The sequence below is a fragment of the Parabacteroides sp. MSK.9.14 genome, from assembly GCF_019041495.1.
GTDB lineage: Bacteria > Bacteroidota > Bacteroidia > Bacteroidales > Tannerellaceae > Parabacteroides > Parabacteroides merdae.
On record NZ_JAHPXO010000002.1, the window covers coordinates 181,933 to 201,006 of the forward strand.

Annotated in this window: 13 protein-coding genes and 3 pseudogenes; 5 read left to right on the forward strand and 11 right to left on the reverse strand. The window is 42.6% G+C overall.

Annotated features, from left to right (window positions below; genetic code table 11):
• Window positions 1-46: 46 nt before the first annotated feature.
• Entirely contained in the window at window positions 47-616 is a 570-nt protein-coding gene (locus tag KTG12_RS01945) for an RNA polymerase sigma-70 factor (protein WP_005636642.1), read from the reverse strand.
• A 592-nt stretch (window positions 617-1,208) separates the two neighbouring features.
• On the opposite strand from KTG12_RS01945, the gene KTG12_RS01950 reads away from it, so the two are divergent.
• The gene (locus tag KTG12_RS01950) at window positions 1,209-2,090 is read left to right on the forward strand and encodes a PfkB family carbohydrate kinase (protein ID WP_005636645.1); all 882 of its coding nucleotides are present in this window, start codon (window positions 1,209-1,211) and stop codon (window positions 2,088-2,090) included.
• Window positions 2,091-2,163: 73 nt separating this feature from the next.
• On the opposite strand, the gene KTG12_RS01955 is transcribed toward KTG12_RS01950, so the two are convergent.
• The 3 genes from KTG12_RS01955 to KTG12_RS01965 form a co-directional block, all read right to left on the reverse strand.
• Window positions 2,164-3,375 (reverse strand): sugar MFS transporter, encoded by a 1,212-nt coding sequence (locus KTG12_RS01955; RefSeq protein WP_005636647.1) that lies wholly within the window; start codon window positions 3,373-3,375, stop codon window positions 2,164-2,166.
• A 27-nt stretch (window positions 3,376-3,402) separates the two neighbouring features.
• Window positions 3,403-6,798 carry a PAS domain-containing sensor histidine kinase gene (locus KTG12_RS01960; RefSeq protein ID WP_138273196.1) on the reverse strand — a complete coding sequence of 1,132 codons (3,396 nt, stop codon included), beginning with the start codon at window positions 6,796-6,798 and terminating at the stop codon, window positions 3,403-3,405.
• 320 nt (window positions 6,799-7,118) lie between these two features.
• The gene (locus KTG12_RS01965; protein WP_022322050.1) at window positions 7,119-8,279 is read right to left on the reverse strand and encodes an acyltransferase; all 1,161 of its coding nucleotides are present in this window, start codon (window positions 8,277-8,279) and stop codon (window positions 7,119-7,121) included.
• A 415-nt stretch (window positions 8,280-8,694) separates the two neighbouring features.
• Between KTG12_RS01965 and KTG12_RS01970 the strand changes: the two are divergent.
• From KTG12_RS01970 to KTG12_RS01985, 4 genes and pseudogenes are all read left to right on the forward strand, one after another.
• Window positions 8,695-9,174, forward strand: a pseudogene (locus KTG12_RS01970) (site-specific integrase); the annotation flags it as partial.
• A pseudogene (locus KTG12_RS01975) lies at window positions 9,173-10,246 on the forward strand (YhcG family protein). The pseudogenes KTG12_RS01970 and KTG12_RS01975, both read left to right, overlap by 2 nt.
• 259 nt (window positions 10,247-10,505) lie before the next feature.
• Window positions 10,506-12,509, forward strand: coding sequence for an energy transducer TonB (locus KTG12_RS01980; RefSeq protein WP_046451758.1), 2,004 nt, complete (start codon window positions 10,506-10,508; stop codon window positions 12,507-12,509).
• Window positions 12,510-12,532: 23 nt separating this feature from the next.
• Window positions 12,533-13,225 carry an SIMPL domain-containing protein gene (locus KTG12_RS01985; protein ID WP_046451757.1) on the forward strand — a complete coding sequence of 231 codons (693 nt, stop codon included), beginning with the start codon at window positions 12,533-12,535 and terminating at the stop codon, window positions 13,223-13,225.
• Between the two features lie 83 nt (window positions 13,226-13,308).
• Here KTG12_RS01985 and KTG12_RS01990 read toward each other — a convergent pair whose 3' ends face one another.
• The 7 genes and pseudogenes from KTG12_RS01990 to KTG12_RS02020 form a co-directional block, all read right to left on the reverse strand.
• The gene (locus KTG12_RS01990; protein WP_046451756.1) at window positions 13,309-14,028 is read right to left on the reverse strand and encodes a hypothetical protein; all 720 of its coding nucleotides are present in this window, start codon (window positions 14,026-14,028) and stop codon (window positions 13,309-13,311) included.
• Window positions 14,029-14,032: 4 nt separating this feature from the next.
• Window positions 14,033-14,953 (reverse strand): relaxase/mobilization nuclease domain-containing protein, encoded by a 921-nt coding sequence (locus KTG12_RS01995; RefSeq protein ID WP_046451755.1) that lies wholly within the window; start codon window positions 14,951-14,953, stop codon window positions 14,033-14,035.
• Window positions 14,919-15,302, reverse strand: a complete 384-nt coding sequence (locus KTG12_RS02000) for a MobC family plasmid mobilization relaxosome protein (protein WP_005633161.1) — start codon at window positions 15,300-15,302, stop codon at window positions 14,919-14,921. The genes KTG12_RS01995 and KTG12_RS02000 overlap by 35 nt, the downstream gene beginning before the upstream one ends.
• Window positions 15,303-15,448: 146 nt before the next feature.
• Window positions 15,449-16,414 (reverse strand): toprim domain-containing protein, encoded by a 966-nt coding sequence (locus KTG12_RS02005; RefSeq protein ID WP_005633162.1) that lies wholly within the window; start codon window positions 16,412-16,414, stop codon window positions 15,449-15,451.
• 163 nt (window positions 16,415-16,577) lie between these two features.
• On the reverse strand, window positions 16,578-17,657 hold the full coding sequence (locus KTG12_RS02010) for an AAA family ATPase (RefSeq protein WP_005633163.1): 1,080 nt from the start codon (window positions 17,655-17,657) through the stop codon (window positions 16,578-16,580).
• Window positions 17,657-17,944 (reverse strand): helix-turn-helix domain-containing protein, encoded by a 288-nt coding sequence (locus KTG12_RS02015; protein ID WP_005633171.1) that lies wholly within the window; start codon window positions 17,942-17,944, stop codon window positions 17,657-17,659. The genes KTG12_RS02010 and KTG12_RS02015 overlap by 1 nt, the downstream gene beginning before the upstream one ends.
• Before the next feature lie 125 nt (window positions 17,945-18,069).
• Window positions 18,070-18,980, reverse strand: a pseudogene (locus KTG12_RS02020) (hypothetical protein).
• Window positions 18,981-19,074 lie beyond the last annotated feature (94 nt).

The following is a 19,074-nucleotide window of genomic DNA, read 5'->3' on the forward strand; positions in this document are numbered from 1 at the left end:
AAACGGATCAGGGAACCAAAACCCCCAAGAGGATAAACGGATTTTTTTAATTAGCGAGTAAAAATATTAATAAAGGGAGATAGTCTTTCAATTCGCTTTTAATTTTCTTATAGGCGATATCCATCTGATTTTCAACAGTTTTAAGGGAAATATTCAATTCAGCAGCTATGTCTTTCTGTTTTTTCCCCTCTATTTTGCTTTTGATAAAAATTTCCCGACATTTTTCAGGCAAAGAGTCTACCACTTCAGTAATGATCCGTTCGATATCCTGCTCGGAGAGTAGAGACTGATCGAATAATTCCAAGGAGGCAAGTTTCATCCGCAAAGTAGCCTGATACTCTTCCTGTATCAGGTTGACAGCTTCCTTTACAACAATGCGGTGACGTAAAAGGTCGATACAACGGTTTTTGATCGAAGTAAAAAGCAGGGCAACCAGATTCACATCATAAGCCAAGATCTCTTTTCTTTCCCACAATTCGGTAAATACGTCCTGGACGATATTTTCTGCGTCTTCTTCTGACACGACATACTCCAGAGCGAAATATTTCATCCGGGAAAACCAAGAGACATATATTTCTTCAAAATGGTCGGATAGTATTTTCTTTTCAACCAGCATCTTTCTTCTGTGTGAATAAAATCACGGCGTTCTCGATCTCCAAACTTTAATCTTTAAATTATTATATAGAGTGTGAGAGCTGTGACTTATCTATCAAATAGGGCTCTGGAAAACCTTTGGGAGTAAATAAGCAACATACTCCCACACCATACTTACGGATACGATGCGGGATATGCTAACCCATTCTTCCCCCTTTCAAATTTTCCAGATTTTTATTTGAAAGAATCAGTTAAACAACGCAATTGTGCTATTTGCACAATGCAAATATAGTAATAGTTATTGGTTAGACAAGTAAACTGTATATTGTATTCAAGACAAACGTATCTAATTTTTAGTCGATAGCAGTGTATAAAGTACAAGAACTTCCGAGAGAAGGAACCTATAAGTTCTCCAAACAGCGTTTCTCGGATCTAGTGGAAACAATTCGCATGATAGGGCATGAGTTATCAGAAATTTCCATTGTTTGAGCCTATGACAAACTATTAATGGCAAGTTTCATTATTCAAACTGGCGAAGGAAGAGCTAAAAATATTCATAGCAACAATTTATTTCTTGTTTTTATATACTTTTGCAGCCTGATTAAATAAGTAATATGAATACACATAATCTTTGTTGCATCGGCCACATTACGTTGGATAAGATTGTAACGCCGAAAAGGACACTGCATATGCCGGGAGGAACATCTTTCTATTTCGCGCATGGAATGAGCAAATTAGATACTTCCGACTTCCTGTTGGTAACAGCTCTTGCTGTCAGTGAGATGGACGCGGTGGAAGAAATACGCAGGAAAGGGATCGATGTAAAGGTTTTGCCCAGTACCCATTCCGTCTATTTTGAAAATACATATGGCGAGAACCAGAACAACCGGACGCAGCGGGTATTGGCAAAAGCCGATCCGTTCACAGTTGAAGGGTTACAGGATGTCGATGCCCGCATCTATCATTTGGGAAGTTTGCTGGCGGACGATTTTTCTTTAGATGTAATCAAATATTTATCGACCAAAGGGATGTTATCGGTCGATGCCCAAGGCTACCTGCGTGAAGTTCGCGGTGAGAATGTTTTCGCCGTAGACTGGCCGGAAAAGGAAGAGGCACTGAAATACATCCATATCCTGAAAGCCAACGAACACGAAACGGAAGTTCTCACCGGATGCAAAAATCCGCGTGAAGCTGCTCTGAAATTAGCCAACTGGGGCGTTAAGGAGGTTTTGCTGACATTAGGAAGCATGGGATCTGTCATTTATGCCGACGGCGAATTTCATGAAATACCCGCATACCCTCCAACAGAGATTGTGGACGCTACGGGATGTGGCGATACCTATATGGCCGGCTATCTGTACATGCGAAACAAAGGAGCTTCATACAAAGAAGCAGGATGTTTTGCCGCCGCCATGTGTACAATCAAGCTGGAAGCCTCGGGACCTTTCGGGGGAACAGAGAAGGATGTTTGGGATATTATCGAAAGGTATAAGTGAAACGATTTATGATTTCAGATTTATGATTTATGAGCTATGTATCACTGATAAATCATAAATCTGAAATCATAAATCAACGCAATTTCTTAGCCATCACCATATAGGAATAAATAAGGACTACGGCATACCCGAATAGCGGTACGACGAACGAAAACGACATTGTCGAGATATCGGCTACATAGCCCATCAATAACGGTCCGACAGCACCTCCTATCGGAGACATCATCAAGAAGGACGAAGCACGCTTGGTATAGTCACCCAATCCCCTCAGCGAGATAGCAAAAATCGTCGGGAACATAATAGCCTCGAAGATATAGCAGGCAAATAGAGCACCTTTCGACAGAGTACCTAAATTCAGGGTAACGAACAGAGCACCCAAAACGGTAAAGATCGCACAGATAAACAAGACTTTCTCTGCCCGGATATAACTCATAATCCAACTACCGATAATACGCCCGATCATAAACAAGCCCAATCCACCGAAGGAAAGAACGATCGCTGCCTCATGCGCATCCATCCACCCATCGTCAGTCACATAATTAATAAAGAAACTGTTAATCGATATTTCCGCTATTTCGTAGCAGAACAAGGCCATCACCCCCCAGGTAAAACAACGATGTTTCCACAATCCTTTCAACCCGGCTTTAGCCTCAGCAGTCGTATCTTCGCAATCGTCATGGTTGATCTCCGGCAAGCGGATGCGGAAGAAAATAAGAGCAACAGACAGGACGATAACGCCCATCACGGTATAGGGCAAAGCAATGTTAGCATCTCCGTTGCCGGAAAACAACAGCATCCCACCGATTACAGGTGCACAGATACAACCTAACCCGTTGAAGGATTGTGCCAGATTCAAACGACTGGCTGCCGTCTCGCGATCCCCAAGCTCTGTCACGTAAGGATTGGCTGCCGTCTCCAAGAACGTCAGTCCGCAACCGATCACAAACAGGGAAAAGAGAAAGAAGTTGAATGACATCAACTGTTCGCTCGGAATGAAAAGCAACGATCCGATCCCGTAAAGGATCAGACCGAACACCACCCCCTGGCGGTATCCGTATTTATTAATAAAAAGTCCGGCTGGGATAGCCATTGTGAAATAACCAGTGTACATCGTTGCCTGGATCAAAGCAGAATGAGCCTTCGTCATGACAAGCGCCTCCTGGAAATGCTTGTTCAGCACATCTAAAATAGCATGTGCAAAACCCCATAAGAAAAACAGAGATGTGACTAATACAAAAGGAACCAGATACTCTTTCTTTACCAACGATTTCTTTACTTTTTCCATTTTATTGTTATTTGTTTTATACTCATCTTATTCATTTACCGGATTGTAGGGAATCGTGAACCAGAAAGTCGAGCCTTTACCCAACTCCGAATCCACACCGATCTTGCCATCCAAAGACTGTATGATGGACTCGCAGATGGAAAGCCCCAACCCCGTTCCCTGGACAAAGCTGTCAAATTTAGCAAAACGTTCAAAAACATGCGGAATATTCTCCTCGGCAAGTCCTTTGCCGGTGTCCGCCACATAAAAGCGCAGGATAGCGCCTATCCTCTCATATCCCATCGTAATAGAACCCTCCGAAGTGTATTTGCAAGCATTACTGAGGAAATTGGAGAGAACCTGTGTCAGCCGATTCTTTTCCGAATGGATCACACAAGCGACAGACGGCAGATGGCAAACCAAATCGACACCATCCTTCACACGCGACTTATAGACCTGCTGCAAGTTATTGAATATCTCGGACAAGTCGACTGCCGAATAATTGAAATCCATCTGCCCGGCTTCGATCTTCGAAAGGTCGAGAATATCATTGACCAACTGGAGCAAAAGCTCATTATTCGTCTCGATGATCTTGACATATTCACCGATCTCATCCGGCTCTTCCGCCATCGCAATCAGATTCGAGAAGCCGACAATCGCGTTCAGGGGCGTTCGTATCTCATGGCTCATATTGGCTAGGAAAGCGCTTTTCAACCGATTGCCCTCCTCCGCCTTATTACGCAGGCGGATCAGTTCGTTCGTCATCTTCAAGTCCGTAATATCGCGCCTCAACCCGATGAGTTTACGTATCTTTCCATTTTCATTCCGTCCATAGGGAACGGCATGCATCTCGAACCAGCGATCTCCCAGTGCTGGGACCATTGTCCTGATCTGGACCTCCATCACATGGATCTTTCCACAGGCAAGGTCTTCCAAACCTTTCCGAAGCAAATCACGGTCTTCGAGATCTACGAACGAAAGATACTCATCCAACGAAATTGTCATTCCTTCGAACACGGTAGACCGCGGCGAGTAGAAAATCCGAGTATCCGGATTGTACTCCCACGAAATAATCTGAGCAGCATCAAGAGTGAAGTCCAACTGTAGTTTGTTCTCTTCAAGTTCCTGCCGTCTCTTCATCTCACCCGTTATATTTCTTTCCGTCCCGATAATCTGTTCGACTTCGCCAGTCTTTTCCGACTTCAACCCGATTGCATAGGTTTCGAACCAATCATAGCCTTCACCCCGCCGGAAGCGAAACACTTCCCTCAGTTTGTTTTCTACTCCCCTGGACAGGCGGGACATAAACCGACTGTATTTTTCTTTGTCGTCCGGATGCAATAAATCCAGTGCACCTTTATTGCTCAAACCATCGTTGGCAAGCGTCTTCCGGTAAAGAGAGGTGAATGTATCCTTCTGCACATCATAGCACCAAGCCGACAGGGAACCGGCATCAAGGGCAACGGACAATTCCCGGCGTATATCATCAAGCTCGAGTTCATTCCTACGAATATCCGTCGTATCAACCATTGTAGCAACAATATATAGGTTTCCCTCTTTATCTTCCAAGCGCGTCTTAGTAGTAACAGCCCAACGGACAGGTAACCCGGTTTCTTCATCAAACAATACCCGGTTAAAAGAAATCGGCTTGTCGCTTTGTAACACCCGGTTATCTTCTTCCCTGAAAAGAGAAGCTTTCAAATCGTTCACTTCAAAATCATTCTTCCCCAACATACAATCAAAGGCCTCTTTATAAAATTCGGAGACTTTGTTGTTGTAGAACAGATAGCGGTACTCATTACTCACATCCTTGATAAACAATCCTACCGGCAGATTATCCATGATCGATTGCAGGAATGTTTTCAAACGCAGGATTTCCTTTTCGGCAACAACATAAGGAGTCACGTCATGGGTAAAGCAGATAACCGAATTATTCTCAAACGGCACAACACGTGCCTTTGTATATTTGATCCGATCCTTTTTCCCGTACTTGCAATTAAAGACAGTCACCTCACCCGTTTCGACCGTCCGTTTCACATGCAAGATAATTTCATCCAGCATCTCTTTAGCCTGCGGATATTCAAGATGAAGATCCTTCAGATTCTTCCCTATCTGGCATCTCGTGTCGACATCTTTCCAATTGTGATTATCAGGGTTCACGATATCCACTATATTCAGATCGGAGTCATAGATGGTCGCCATGTCCGGCATCCGACTCAAGAGTTCCATCATTTTGGTATTTGCCGTCTTGTAAGCGTCTTCCTTTCGTTTCCTGTAATTTAAGATACCAATAAAAATAACCACCATCAAAATAACCAAACAGACAAACAGGATCACTTCTACCGGATGTTCTTGCCATAATGAAGGTTCTTCGTTATAGAACACCGTATTTTCAGGCAACAACGAGGGGTCGATCCCTGAAGCTACGAGCGTCGGATAGTTGATATAGTAATTGGGAAGTGAAGGAGTGAACTGAAAAGCCGGACTATTTTCGAATCCTTTCGTCAGAACACAATGAGTCAGCAATGCCAAGTCCTTACCCAAATCCTCTCCGGAAATAAAATAGCCACCAATGTAATTCATGTTCGACGTGCCCTGATCCAAAACCTGATAAACCGGCTTGGACGTATAACGTGCCAGCTCATTGTGGAGCATCGAATGTGCATGGGGATATTGAAGGGCATCGGTATACCATCCCGCCGATAAGATGGCATAGGAATCATCCATACAGGCAATCGAATCGAGTAGTTGGGGAGTAGACAGCTTACAGCCATCCATATAGCGAAGGTCGAGCGAATCGATCTGCTCGAAAAGATCGTTGATATAAGACTCGAAAAACGCCATATTATAACGATTGTCATAACAAAACGCCACTTTGCGGATATGTGGCTGAAGTTGTTTTATCAGCGACAGGTTCTCAATGACAAAATCCTTATAGGAATATCCCGTTATTCTGAAATCGCCGAACGACTCTTTCATCGGCATCATATCGGCAACCGAAAACAGCTTCTTGTCTTTATTCTCATAATCAATGAAGGCTCCTTTCACATAACCCAACACGACAGGAATCTCATGCCAGCTATCCACACAAGTGACCCGATAGGAAGACCAAGCCTCATTGCCTAGCAGCACGACCACATCCGGCTTTACCTTATAGGCAGCAAAAAGCTGCCGCATCCATCCTACCCAGGTTTCAAAGACGGGAGAAGCCTCGCAGTCCATATACTCAACAAATATTTTCGCTTCCGAATCTACCTGCATCTGATCTATGAAAGACGCAATCAGATGGTTTCCCTCTTCCTTGATCGGAGAATAAGAGCTAATGACCAAAACCTTCTGACCATTGCCGCTTGTCGTCCTTGCCTCCACAGGGAAAAGAGAAAGAGTAAAAACAAATAAAATTATCAGCAGTTCGTCGATTATCAACTTGCCATTTAGCATCATTATCCCGTTGTTATTAGACTATACCTGCAAATGTACAGCATTTTTTCATTTCAAGAACCTAATATGCTTGTATTTGAGCCACATTATGGCAAAAACGTCCCATTAGCCAGGATACGATCATTGACATCAAGCCAATGCTAAGACGGATAATAAGGGAGTGTCAACCAGAAAATCGAGCATTTTTTCTTCTGACTTAACTTTGAGCTCCCCCCAAGCATTCGACGACCATCTGAGAAGATGCTGTTCAAAAATTACCCACACATCCTTCCTGACACATAGGCACATCGACTTGAATAGCTTTACTTTATTACAGTATAAAGTTACCCTACTACATACCTGGCATTCTTCCCCATCAATCGATAAATGGAAGCTACGATCAACCAGGAAATGGCAAATGCGACAACCGCGGCGGCAGGTATCTGTAAAGCCACCGGTACATGCAAGGCACGCATCAGAACGACACCCGGACCGGTAAAGAAATAATGCACCATATAGATTCCGAACCCACAAGTCGTCAGGTTTGCCAGCAAACTCTTGATCTTTTCGGATCGCACATCCACCTTTTTCATCAATAGGAAAACGGGGACCGTCATCATCACGACGTTAAGAGAACAATAGGTAAAGAAAAGTTCCAGCAATTCTTCGCTGTATTCCGGCAGAGCGGTTACATAGCGGAAACCGAAAAAAGTTACGACATAGCCGATCAAAAACATCGGGATCCCGACCAACAAGATTTTATTCAGACTCCAGTCGTGATTGCGCAGGTAATGTCCTAAAAGCAGATAGCCGTTGAACCCGGCAAAATAATACAACATATTGAAGGAGTTCCAGGAACAGCCTCCCCATACATAAGGTGAAACGAACTGATAGTAATAAGGCAACAGTGTCGACACGCCCCAGGCCAGCAAAAACCATAGCTTGGCCTTTTCAGAGGCTTTTTCCACCCAGGCAGAGAAAACAGGCAAGTACAAGTATAACCCGATCAATAGATAGATATACCACATATGCACATCTACAATCGAGAAATTCAATGGGATCTCCGCAATATATCTCAAGGAAACATCCAATGACTGACGAGCCACTTCTTCGCCCGAATAGGGAAAAAAGTCCAAGATCACCTCCGGTGACAAGCCTAGCTGTCCGGTTATCCAAGGGAACAGGTTATAAAGCACAGACCAAATCAGGAAAGGCCAAAAGACACGGCTGATCCTTTTTTTATAAAAGACGGAAGTATCGTCCTTCAATGGCAACAGCAAGGCTCCCGTAATCATCACAAACAGGGGGACACAAGGACGGAGAAACGATCCATAAGCTGCTCCCCAGAACTTAATCTGATCGATATTAGCTGGTGGTTCACCCGGATAAAAGTTAAACGGATCTGCACTATGGCAACAAACCACGGTAAACATGGCAACAAAACGTACCACATCCAGCCAAACAACATGCGATCGGCCAATTGCCGAATTCTGACTCTTCATCATAATATTAGCATCTTACTAAGTTTATATTCCAAGCTAAGAACCGCCCGCCGTGCAAACGGAACCAGAAAAGCTTTCATTGCTTTATCAAACTATTAAAGGATTTGTCCGCTCTATAAAAGAGAAAATCCTGACAATCAATATTGTCAGGATCTCTTGTACCCAGACCTGATACAAACCATAGAAATCACAGGAAAACAAAAAGAGTTTATTCTACTCATTATCAACCATTTGCACATCTCCTGTTTTCTCCATTTTTGCCCTATTTTGCCCGTTTTCTGTTATTCAGTACACTTTTAGTACACTTTGAAATATCATTTTCTTTTGCACCTTTGCAATATCGGAAAACAAAAGAAAATCAACTATTTAGTGTAATTACCCGGTTACGGTACCTAAATCGGGATAAAACCTCTAAACAATGGCAAAGTTAGAAAATAAAACGAAAGAGAACCCCAAGTTGGAGCAAAATAAGCTCTCAGACGGTAGAATAAGCCTTTACTTAGAGTATTATTTAGGTAGAGAGGAAAAGCCCGTATTGGATGAAAACGGTAATCAGGTGTATTACGAAAGTGGTAAGATGCAAGGAAGGCCAAAGTTCGCTATCAAGCATCACAGGCGAAAAGAAAACCTTAGCCTTTATCTGATAGACAAGCCCCGTACCCCTGCGGAACGGCAACAAAACAAGGAAACATTGGAACTCGCCATGCGCATACGTGCAGAGCGTGAACAGGAGTTTAAAGAAAGCATGTTGGGTTACCGCTTAAAGAAAGACAGGGCTGTTAATTTCTTGGACTACTTTCAAGCCTATATCAATAGCTATACCAAGAAAGATATTCGCATGGTGCAAATTGCGCTTAGCCGTTTCAAAGACTTCTTGAAAGAGAAGTACCCCATGAATGTTGCAGGCACAAGCCGCACACGCTGTAAACCTTGCCCTTACTTCCCGTAACTGGCTCATGGGTTGCTATATCGTGGAATTTGAGCAGAGCGGAGAAGACCGTGCCGCATACGGTGAACAACTGTTGAAAAAGCTGGAACAACGGCTGAAAACAAAAGGTCTGAATGAACGTAGATTCCGTGAATTTAGGCGGCTGTACCTTGTTTATCCACAACTGAAAGAACAAGTATTACACTACATCATGGCAGGAAATGAAATTCGGCACACGCTGTCCACCGAATTCACGGAACCAATTCGGCACTCAGTGTGTGCCGAATTACAAACATCAGAAATACAATATAATAAGTGGAGTATTCCTGCTGAAAGGTTGTTCAATAAATTACCTTATTCTCACTTAAAGTTCATATCCAAAATCGAAAATCCGACAAAGCGTGCTTTCTATGAAACGGAAGCAATACGTGGCTGTTGGTCTGCAAGAGAACTGGAACGGCAAATATCATCTTTGTATTATGAACGTAGCGGACTCTCCAAAAACAAAGAAGCCCTCTCCGCTTTAGTCTAGCAACAAGCAACCCTATTACAACCTAAAGATGTTATCAACACCCCTGTTACTTTAGAGTTCTTAGGATTGAATGAACGAGCCTTAGTAACAGAAAACGACTTAGAGCAATCCATTCTTGACAACCTACAACACTTCCTGCTGGAAATGGGGCATGGATTCTGCTTTGAAGCCCGACAAAAACGTATTTTGATAGACGAAGATTATTTCTTTGCCGACCTTGTGTTCTATCACCGCATCTTGAAGTGCCACGTTATTGTGGAATTGAAGATAGACAAGTTCCGCCATGAGTATGCTTCACAACTCAATATGTATCTAAACTATTTCAAGGCGGAAGTGATGCAGCCGGATGATAATCCGCCTATCGGAACTCTGCTTTGCACAGAAAAGGGAGATACATTGGTTAAGTATGCCACTGCCGGATTAGACCCGAATATCTTCGTACAGAAGTACATGATAGAACTTCCAAGCGAGGAAGAAATAAAGGAGTTCATTGCTTCCTCAAATTACTAACCTATCATAAAAAGTAACACTGGCGAAAAGAAGAATACTGTTTTTCTTTTCGCCAGCAACATATAATCTGCCGACAAAAAATAGGTTTTGTCCGTTTTGGATATATAAACAAAGGTATGAACTAAACTTGTAAATGTACTGATTTTTACTTGAGTATTAAAAGTTAATTTATTCAAATACAGGAAGAAATAAATTATTTAATACGCTATTCTATTACTCATTTACATTATATTTGGATGTTGTTTATATAATTGGTTGAATGAAATATTTTCTATCCATATTATTTATATTTTCTCTCAATCTTGTCAGCCCACTTTTAGCCCAAGACAAGAATTCGGCAGATATGTCTGCTTTATTAGAGAATAAAATATGGAAAGTGCAACTTCCCAAAGACAAACACTATGCTATGGAAATGGAATTCCGCAGCGCTGGATGGAAACAGACCTTTCTATATGATGAAAAACAAACTGAAATATGCGATTCTTACTCTTTGCATGGAGATACAATAAAATCTTTTCAAAAGAATTACATTATTCAAGAACTGACAGATAGTACGTTGGTTCTCCAATATCTGCCGGAAAGTTTGACAATCGGAGTTACACCTGTCAGATGTACAACAGATAACAGTGTTCAAGGACAAAGGCAGAACGAAGAACGCTTGGATAGTATTTGGCGTAAAGAGGATATTTGGAATAAAGGTGTTGCTAAAATAACCGGAGAACCAATTAAAGATTTATCCACGATAGAACCTCCCCGATGGGCGGTATGGGATTACGATTTGACAAAATACTATGTTTCCCAAATGAAATACCCAGAAGAGTTGCTAAAAAAGAATGTGGCAGGTTATTCCGTAGTGATGTTTGCTCTTGACACATTAGGGCTACCACGCTGGAATACCATTTTGACGACCATCCATGAAGATTTTGACAAAGAGGTCATCAGACTGACCAAAGAACTTCCACACTGCCTGCCTTGCAGGAACAAAAACGGCAAACGAATGGAGTGTCTTTATACGGTATATGTCCCTTTCCTGCCCCAACATTATAGGGATAAGGTAAAGGCGGACAGCGTTAGGGAAGAAGAATTGAAACAAAGTTTTGTGGAATGGGAAGCTGTGTCTTATTTTGAAAAAGCAAATCCGTATGCAATTACCGACTACATTAATGAACGCCTAACATACGATTCCAATCTATTAAACGGTAAAAAAGAAATCAAAGGGATTTATACGATACGCATTGATTCTTACGGAGAAATAATAAAGGTAGAGACCTTACGAGGTTGTGGCATACAAGAATGGGACAACCAAGTATTGCAAATCATAAAAGGTATGCCACGGTGGACTCCTACCATCAATTTTCATGGTAAAGGTGAATATCGGCACTCTGTTTGGACTGTACCTGTTTTATTCAAGAATGATAGTCCAACAAAAAATGAAGTTAATAACTATAATTGGCTTATCAAAACTCTAAGCAAATCATGTAAGTATCCACCTAAATTACAGAAAAAGAATCGAGAAGGAATGGTCTATGTTACATATAAATTAGATGGTAACGGATATATTACCAACCCCCAAGTTATTTCGTGTAACAACCGAAAATTCAAAAGAGCTGCACTAAATGCATTCAATGCTGTAACGGGTATTTCTATAACTTTACCAGCCCCAAAGGACACTCTTGTTTTTCAATTTAAATTGGATAGACCGACAACTCCTATCAACCCTCATACTGATGTTTTGATAATCGGCTACAGTTCTTGTGACACTCCAATTCTGATGCGATATGACGCCACACTGACTGCCCATACCACAGAGCCTTATTTGGAGGTGGGTGTTCCGGTCTGTTATCTGAATGAACGGGGCGATACCATTGTGCCATACGGCAAGTACAGATACTGTCAAACAGATACTATCAAAAAAATAGGTTTTGCTTATGAGAACAAGCCAAAGGACGCTCGAATAATCTGCATCAATGATGCGGGCAAAGAACTTTTCTATGTATTCAAATATGATAATGGTCCCGACTACATACAAGAAGGGCTTTTCCGTATAATGAACGAGGATGGATTGGTAGGTTTTGCCGATTCATTGGGTAATGTAATAATTGAACCTCAATTTAAGTTTGCCTACCCATTTAAAGGAGGAAAAACCAAAGCAACTTTAAAAGGTGAACGAAAGGTAGTTCCTGAATCAGACGGAGAAAAACATTATTGGGAAAGCGAAACTTGGTTTTATATAGATAAGAAAAACAGGCGTTTAACTGATTAAAAACAAATAAATACCTAACCATCATGAAAACAAAACTATTTTTATCCGCTATTGTCTTCTTTATGGTTCTAACTGCGCAAGCGCAAGAAGTTAATGAACACTACATTGAAGTGACAGGTACATCGGAAATAGAAATCATGCCGGACAAAATTCACTACATCATTGAAATTCGTGAATACTTCGAGGAAGAATTTGATGGAAAGTCTAAGCCCGAAGAGTATCACACCAAAGTGCCATTGTCACAAATAGAACAAGGATTGCGAAAGAAACTTTCCGAAGTAGGTATTACGCAAGATGTAATCCGTACACAAGAGATTGGCGATTATTGGCGAAAGCAAGGACAGGATTTTTTAATATCCAAGCAATTTGATATTACACTGACTGATTTCAAACAGATAGATGAAATAATCAAGCACATAGATACGAAAGGCATTAATACGATGCGCATCGGTGAATTGGAAAATAAAGATATGTTGGTATATCACCAAAAAGGAAAGATAGAAGCACTAAAAGCTGCACAGCGAAAAGCTACTTATTTGGTTGAAGCCTTGGGTAAAAGATTAGGCAATGTCATACGCATTGTGGAAAAAGATAGCGGTAATGCTTTTCCGATAGCGCAAAGCAATGTCCTATCATCGAATGTTGCCTCATTCGACAATTTCCGTACCATTAAAAAGGACTATTCCATGCTGGTGCGTTTTGAAATTGTTGATTAGTAAGCTAAGCACAAAATTACATATCAAAAACGAAATAGCCGGAGTAAGAAAGTTTTCATTTCATCACTCCAGCTTTACTTCGTTTATGGTTTACCCAACTTATCGGCTTCTTTCTTTAGCTGTTCGGCTTGCTCGTTCAACAGCCTTGCACGTTCCAATGCTTCCGCCTGTTTCTTGCTGCGATATTCAAAATCTATCACAGAATCGGTCAGAATTTGAATGAAATCATTATCCCTCTGCCAGTTGAATTTGGTTTCCAGTATATCAAGGACTTCTCCGTTTGCCCAACCCTGCATCAGCAAATAACGGTATTTCATATCATTGTCCTGTAACTGCTGCATCTGTGTAGCCAAACGGATATTTAACCATATGGAAGCGGAACAGAGAACCAGCACTGCCGAAAAAATAAACAATCCCGGACGAATCCAAGAAGTAACCTTGTTGTAAATCCGTTGATAGAACGGCAAGGGGGCAACTTCCTCTTTATCCGTCTTGTAGGAATTTAAGGTATCAACCATTATTTTAAAATTACGATAGATTTCCAATGATATTCTCTTGGTGTCCTCGATATGCTGCTGCTGACCTTGCATCCTTTTCCGTACATCGTCAAGCTGACTTTGGATAGTCTGCAACTTCTCCATAGGAACAGCTGGGTTACTGTGCAGTCTTGACAATGCCTGTTCAATCGCTCCAAACCGTTCGAGAGTTTCCTCCCGGCTGGCTGGCGTTACCTGCGCTTCCAGCTTCTCTTTCATTTCCGTAACCATAGAGAGAAGCCCCTCTAAAATCAAGTTGTCTTCCATGTCTTTACAATTTAAGTTGTTTTTTCTTTTTCTTCTTCTTTCTCAAATTCAAGTTCGGCTCTTCATCCACCGGAGACGGTGCTGCAGAAAACAGACCGAGCGAACCGCTTATAAACGGACTTTCTGCGTTACTCCGTGTGGGTATTTGTTCCCGAATGGGTGCGAAAGCTGTTTGCCGTTGACTTTCGGCAACATTCAAACCTGTATCTCCGAAATATCTATCCAGTTTGGAAAAACTGAAACTGCGGTCTATCTCCGAGCCTTTGAACGTGTATTCTCCTTTGGAAAAGGATATGCCCTGTATTTCATCGGTCTGTCCCTTTCGTTTGAACTGGATAGTGATACCCTTTTCCGCTAACCTGTGCTGCAACTGCTGCCAGTTGCGGGATTTGCCGATTTCATTTTTTACAGCCGTGTAAATCTCGTATTTCGACTTGTCCGGCTCTTTCAATCGGTGCTGTTTCACCTGCTCTTTCCCCTTGGCGAAATAAAGCCCATGTTTGGCTTTCAGCTTCTTGCATACCTGTTCGTTACGGTACATATCGTTCCTGTCCGAAATAGTCTTGCCGTTGTTGTCTATACGGTTGAACACGATATGCACGTGTGGATGCTCCCGGTCTTGATGGCGCACGATGATGTACTGCGTATCGGTGATTTTCATTTCACGCATATACTCCTGTGCAAGCTGTACCACCTTCTCGTCTGTCAATTTGGGTGCGTCCACTGCCGAATAGCTTAGTGCAATATGTCCAACCGGCTTTTTCAAGTCGGGATTCATCCCGGTCTGCATACAGAAACTGCGGATTATATCGCTCCGGCTCTCGGTCAGAACCCCATCCGCATGAAGCAAAACCGCCTGCTCCTTACCAAGCACATAGTTCACACAGCCCTTAAAACCGCTTCCTTTTTTTATTTTTCCAATCATCCGACAAATGGTTTATGATTTCAACAATCCTATCTTTGAGTTTCACCAATTCCACCGCCACCAATGCGAAACCTCCGGCATTTGCCCTATGCGCCAGCTGGTTGATGTTGTTGGCTTCCCCTACCAGCTTGCGGATAGCATCTGCATCCTGCCTGTTCAGCCGGGGTATGACCTCTGCCGAAATAACTGCTTGCCGGACATATTCACTGATGCGCACCCCGGCTTCCCCGGCTCGCTTCCTGATGGCGTAATACTGCAACTCGGTCAGCTTCGTACTGACTACCTTTTTCTGCTTTTCCGTCCGTTTCTTTGCCGGACGACCGCCCGGCTTATCCTGTATCCTTTTCATGTCTTTTTACTTTTTGATGGTATCTTAGAAATTGCGACCAACGGGAGCGGTTTCCTTTGCGGTGAGCAAAGCAAGGTGGTTTCGGTCTACCGAAACATAACCTTGCTCTCCCTATGAAACCGCCAGCCGCTGGCAATCCTGCCGGATTAAATGCCCCTACCTCTCTTTTGTTTTTGGACGGCACATTGTCCGGTTTTCTGCTTCGTTTCCTGTACTTGGCTGGCTGCGTTTTTCTGTTCCTGCTTCCTGCCGCACAAGTAATCGTTCAAGTCCGAATACCCTCTGTAATTGTGCGAGAAGTCACGCACACGGTAGGAGTATTCTAATTCGATAGCCCGTGTCGCCTTATACCCCGCCTCGTCATTGTCAAGCATACAGTGGATGCGTTCATACGGGTATAGCACATCAATGGCTTTCGGCACATTGACAGTCGAGTTAAGAATAACATAGTCCTGCCTGTCAAGGTCAGGCATGGTCGGACAGTTCTTCATGCGGAGCGTAAGGAAAGAGAGGTAGTCCATGAATCCCTCGAATACCAGACACTTCTCTCTCGGCTCTCCCTGCTGCCGTATATGGGTGATGTCTTTCGGGGCAATACAGCCTTTGAAAAAGGAATTGCGAACCTCGTAACCTCCTGCCATGTTCGGGAACCCGATAGCAAAGAATGGCTTCCCGTTATTGGTAAAATGAAGTTCCTTACATTCTCTTTTTGCCAGCTCAATATTGATACCCCGTCCCTGCAAATAACGGAGCAATGCCGGATGAGTTAAGTCCCGGACTTCCAAATGTTGGAAACTTGGTTCTGTCCTACACTGGGGAAAAGAAAAACTGACTGGGCGAACATTCGGGGTCTGCTCTTCTATCCTCTTTAAAAGGTAGGGCAGACTGTCGGAAAAGTAAAGTTCCTTTGCCAGGGCAATGATGTTGCCGCCTTTTCCTGCGCCAAAGTCATACCAAAGGTTGCGGTCTGTATTCACCTTAAAGGACGCTTCGTGTTCCTCTCTCAATGGTGATTTATACCATAAACCGTTACCCTGCCGCTTGACGGGCGAATAACCTAAACTATGCAGATAATCTGCGATGGGTATTTGTTTCACATCTTCGATGTTCATAATATTTTCTTTTTGGGGATTAAAAAATCGTTGAAAAGTGCGCCAGTCCTGTTTAGTCCGTCATATATATACCCGTACCATACTAAACCTGCCTGCTGTCGATACCGGGAAACAGACAGTCCGTTCCGCTTATATATACACCCGGACTAAACCAAACCGACTTTTAATAATGAAAATCGGGATTGTAGCGATAGCCCTTACCCTCTTTCACAATCATGCGCTTGTTCACAAGGAACTTGTTAAGCGACACAAGGACATTGCGTCCACGCTCATAACCTATACTTGCGTAACCTTGTTTCAATGCCGCTATCACATTGGAATAGCCTTGTACAACCTGCTTGCCAAAACCGTTCTCCAATGCTTCCCGGTGCTGCTGTTCCGTCAGCTCTGTAAGCGGAAAGTTCCTGTCTTGTTTGGGTTGCTGGAATACATAACCGTCCATGACTTCGGGCAAAGCGTTGTCATTGATGCGAAATGCGAACGGGTCAAACTCCCGGTCACGTATATGCATCGCCTTTACTTCGCTTATATTGCCGTCCTGCGTGCTTTTCGTGATTTGCAGGACGGTTTCAGCTTTGTTGTTCAGCTCTGTACCGATATGTCCTCTTGTGTTATCATCCCCCTTGTTCAAATGCAGTACGGTATGGATATGCAGATTATACCCACTTGACCAGCGCATCAAAAGGTTGATTAGGTCGGTCGATTCGCTCGGACTGTTGATGTCGTACATCAAATCACGGATTCCGTCAATGATGAGCAACCCCACATCGGGCATATTCTCTAACATATAGCCAATTATCTGCTTACGTTTGTCGGGGGTCTGCTCCCTTAACACAATGAAAACAAAATCGTCCACATCTTTATCGGTCGGCAGTCCGGCAAGGCGCAAAATACGTTCCATGACCTTATGGCAATGGTACTTGCTCTGCTCGGTATCAACATAGAGAATTTTGCGCTTGTTCGGTGGCAGATATGCCGAATACTTCAAAACCTCGTCATTCTTCAATGCTGCCGCAACAATGGCGGAAATGTTGAATGTCTTTTTGCTCTTGGCTTTGCCTGTGGATGCACTGAAATTGCCCAACGTGCCGATAGTAGAACCGTTCACCCAAAGAATTTCGGGCGGTACTTCATAAGTGTCCGTCACCTTTAGACGAATGGTTTTCCAAAGGGCTGCAAAATCTTCTTTCGTCATGGCTGTACCTTGTCCGATTTCCTCTTTCGTCTTGTTTTCCATAGCCATTATTTCTTTAGAGGACGGTTAAGGATATACTTCTGCGCTTCCTGCTCTATCTGCGCCTGCGTCTTCACCGGGTTCTGACGCAACCATGCTTCCAGCTCAGCCTTTTCAAAATAAAGCATTTTGCCCTGCGGCTTGTAATGGGGTATCAAGTTACCCGAAGTCAGCTTGTACAGGTAACTTTTAGAAAGGTTCAAGAACCTGCTCGCTTCATCGAAGCTAAGCACGTTCTTTGAAAGGAACAACATCTTTTCGAGTTCGGAAACTCTTAACTCCAAGTCTTTTTCCATATCGTTTGGGATTTTAGGTGAAACAATATGAAGGTGCGCACCCTCGTCTTTTGTGTTAACGGGAGCAAAGTTAAGAGGTTGAAAATGAAGTCTAATTGACCTTTGTTTGAGCGTTCAATCTATGCTCAACCTTTTTGCAGTTGTTTGATGTATTTGTCTATAATTTCATATCCTTTCGGATAGATGTTCTTCGCCTGGTCTGTCGCACTCGACAAGTCAGTGCGTGTAAGCGGTTCTCCTTTTATCTTCTTCAATATCAACTTGTTGTTTGCTATAACTGACTGCCACTCATAAACGATGTAGTTATAACAGCTGAGTTGCATCATTAGGTAAGCCAACAGACGGGTATTATTAACTTTCAATACACCGTCCAACTTACAGTTGAAAAAATCGGTAAGTATTTTGGTGCTGACAGTAGTAGTAAACATATTCGCTTCGTTCACACATTCAGTCAGAAGTTTGATTTCATTGGCTTTCAAAGTGGATTTGAAGGGATTGCTTTTACCCACAATCTTGGCTGGAGTGGTTTCTACACTTTCATCTTTTTCTTTTGGCAAGACTTGTTCTTGGGAGACAATAGAATCTGTATAGTATTTGCTTTCCTGTTCTTGCAGAAAGTACAAATACTTGGAAAGTACCACAAGGCTAACAATGATGGAAAAATAGGGAAGTCGTTCATCATAGCAAGACGGTTCATGCAAATATGCGTCCATATCAAAATCAGAACAGCGGAAAACAATGTACTTTTTCCTCTCATTAGAGTTTAAGTCCTCAAAATAACCGCTTTCCCACAAAAAATCGGGAACATCCATATCCTGTACAATATCACGCACGACACGGTATTTTTGCTGAATGGCTACTATATTTTCGGTAACACGGAAAATTTCCTGCCGCAAATAATCCTTTAGCTGAGCCTGTGTCAGATATTCACGCTTTAAAAATAGTGCATCTACTTTAGTTTTATAGCCATGCGATACGCAACACTATCTAATATCTTCTGTATCTCTCTAAAATTGGTTTCTATATGATTTTCCATAACTGTACCTTATATAATTTTGTTCTCAGATACAAATATAAGGTGGAAATCGCATTTTCCGAGAAAACATCAGCAATAATAAGACAGAAAAGAA

Bases quoted from the DNA above. Each gene is read 5' to 3' on its own strand.
- KTG12_RS01945 (WP_005636642.1), bottom strand. From the start codon at position 616: ATGCTGGTTGAAAAGAAAATACTATCCGACCATTTTGAAGAAATATAT.
- KTG12_RS01950 (WP_005636645.1), top strand. From the start codon at position 1,209: ATGAATACACATAATCTTTGTTGCATCGGCCACATTACGTTGGATAAG.
- KTG12_RS01955 (WP_005636647.1), bottom strand. From the start codon at position 3,375: ATGGAAAAAGTAAAGAAATCGTTGGTAAAGAAAGAGTATCTGGTTCCT.
- KTG12_RS01960 (WP_138273196.1), bottom strand. From the start codon at position 6,798: ATGATGCTAAATGGCAAGTTGATAATCGACGAACTGCTGATAATTTTA.
- KTG12_RS01965 (WP_022322050.1), bottom strand. From the start codon at position 8,279: ATGATGAAGAGTCAGAATTCGGCAATTGGCCGATCGCATGTTGTTTGG.
- KTG12_RS01980 (WP_046451758.1), top strand. From the start codon at position 10,506: ATGAAATATTTTCTATCCATATTATTTATATTTTCTCTCAATCTTGTC.
- KTG12_RS01985 (WP_046451757.1), top strand. From the start codon at position 12,533: ATGAAAACAAAACTATTTTTATCCGCTATTGTCTTCTTTATGGTTCTA.
- KTG12_RS01990 (WP_046451756.1), bottom strand. From the start codon at position 14,028: ATGGAAGACAACTTGATTTTAGAGGGGCTTCTCTCTATGGTTACGGAA.
- KTG12_RS01995 (WP_046451755.1), bottom strand. From the start codon at position 14,953: ATGATTGGAAAAATAAAAAAAGGAAGCGGTTTTAAGGGCTGTGTGAAC.
- KTG12_RS02000 (WP_005633161.1), bottom strand. From the start codon at position 15,302: ATGAAAAGGATACAGGATAAGCCGGGCGGTCGTCCGGCAAAGAAACGG.
- KTG12_RS02005 (WP_005633162.1), bottom strand. From the start codon at position 16,414: ATGAACATCGAAGATGTGAAACAAATACCCATCGCAGATTATCTGCAT.
- KTG12_RS02010 (WP_005633163.1), bottom strand. From the start codon at position 17,657: ATGGCTATGGAAAACAAGACGAAAGAGGAAATCGGACAAGGTACAGCC.
- KTG12_RS02015 (WP_005633171.1), bottom strand. From the start codon at position 17,944: ATGGAAAAAGACTTGGAGTTAAGAGTTTCCGAACTCGAAAAGATGTTG.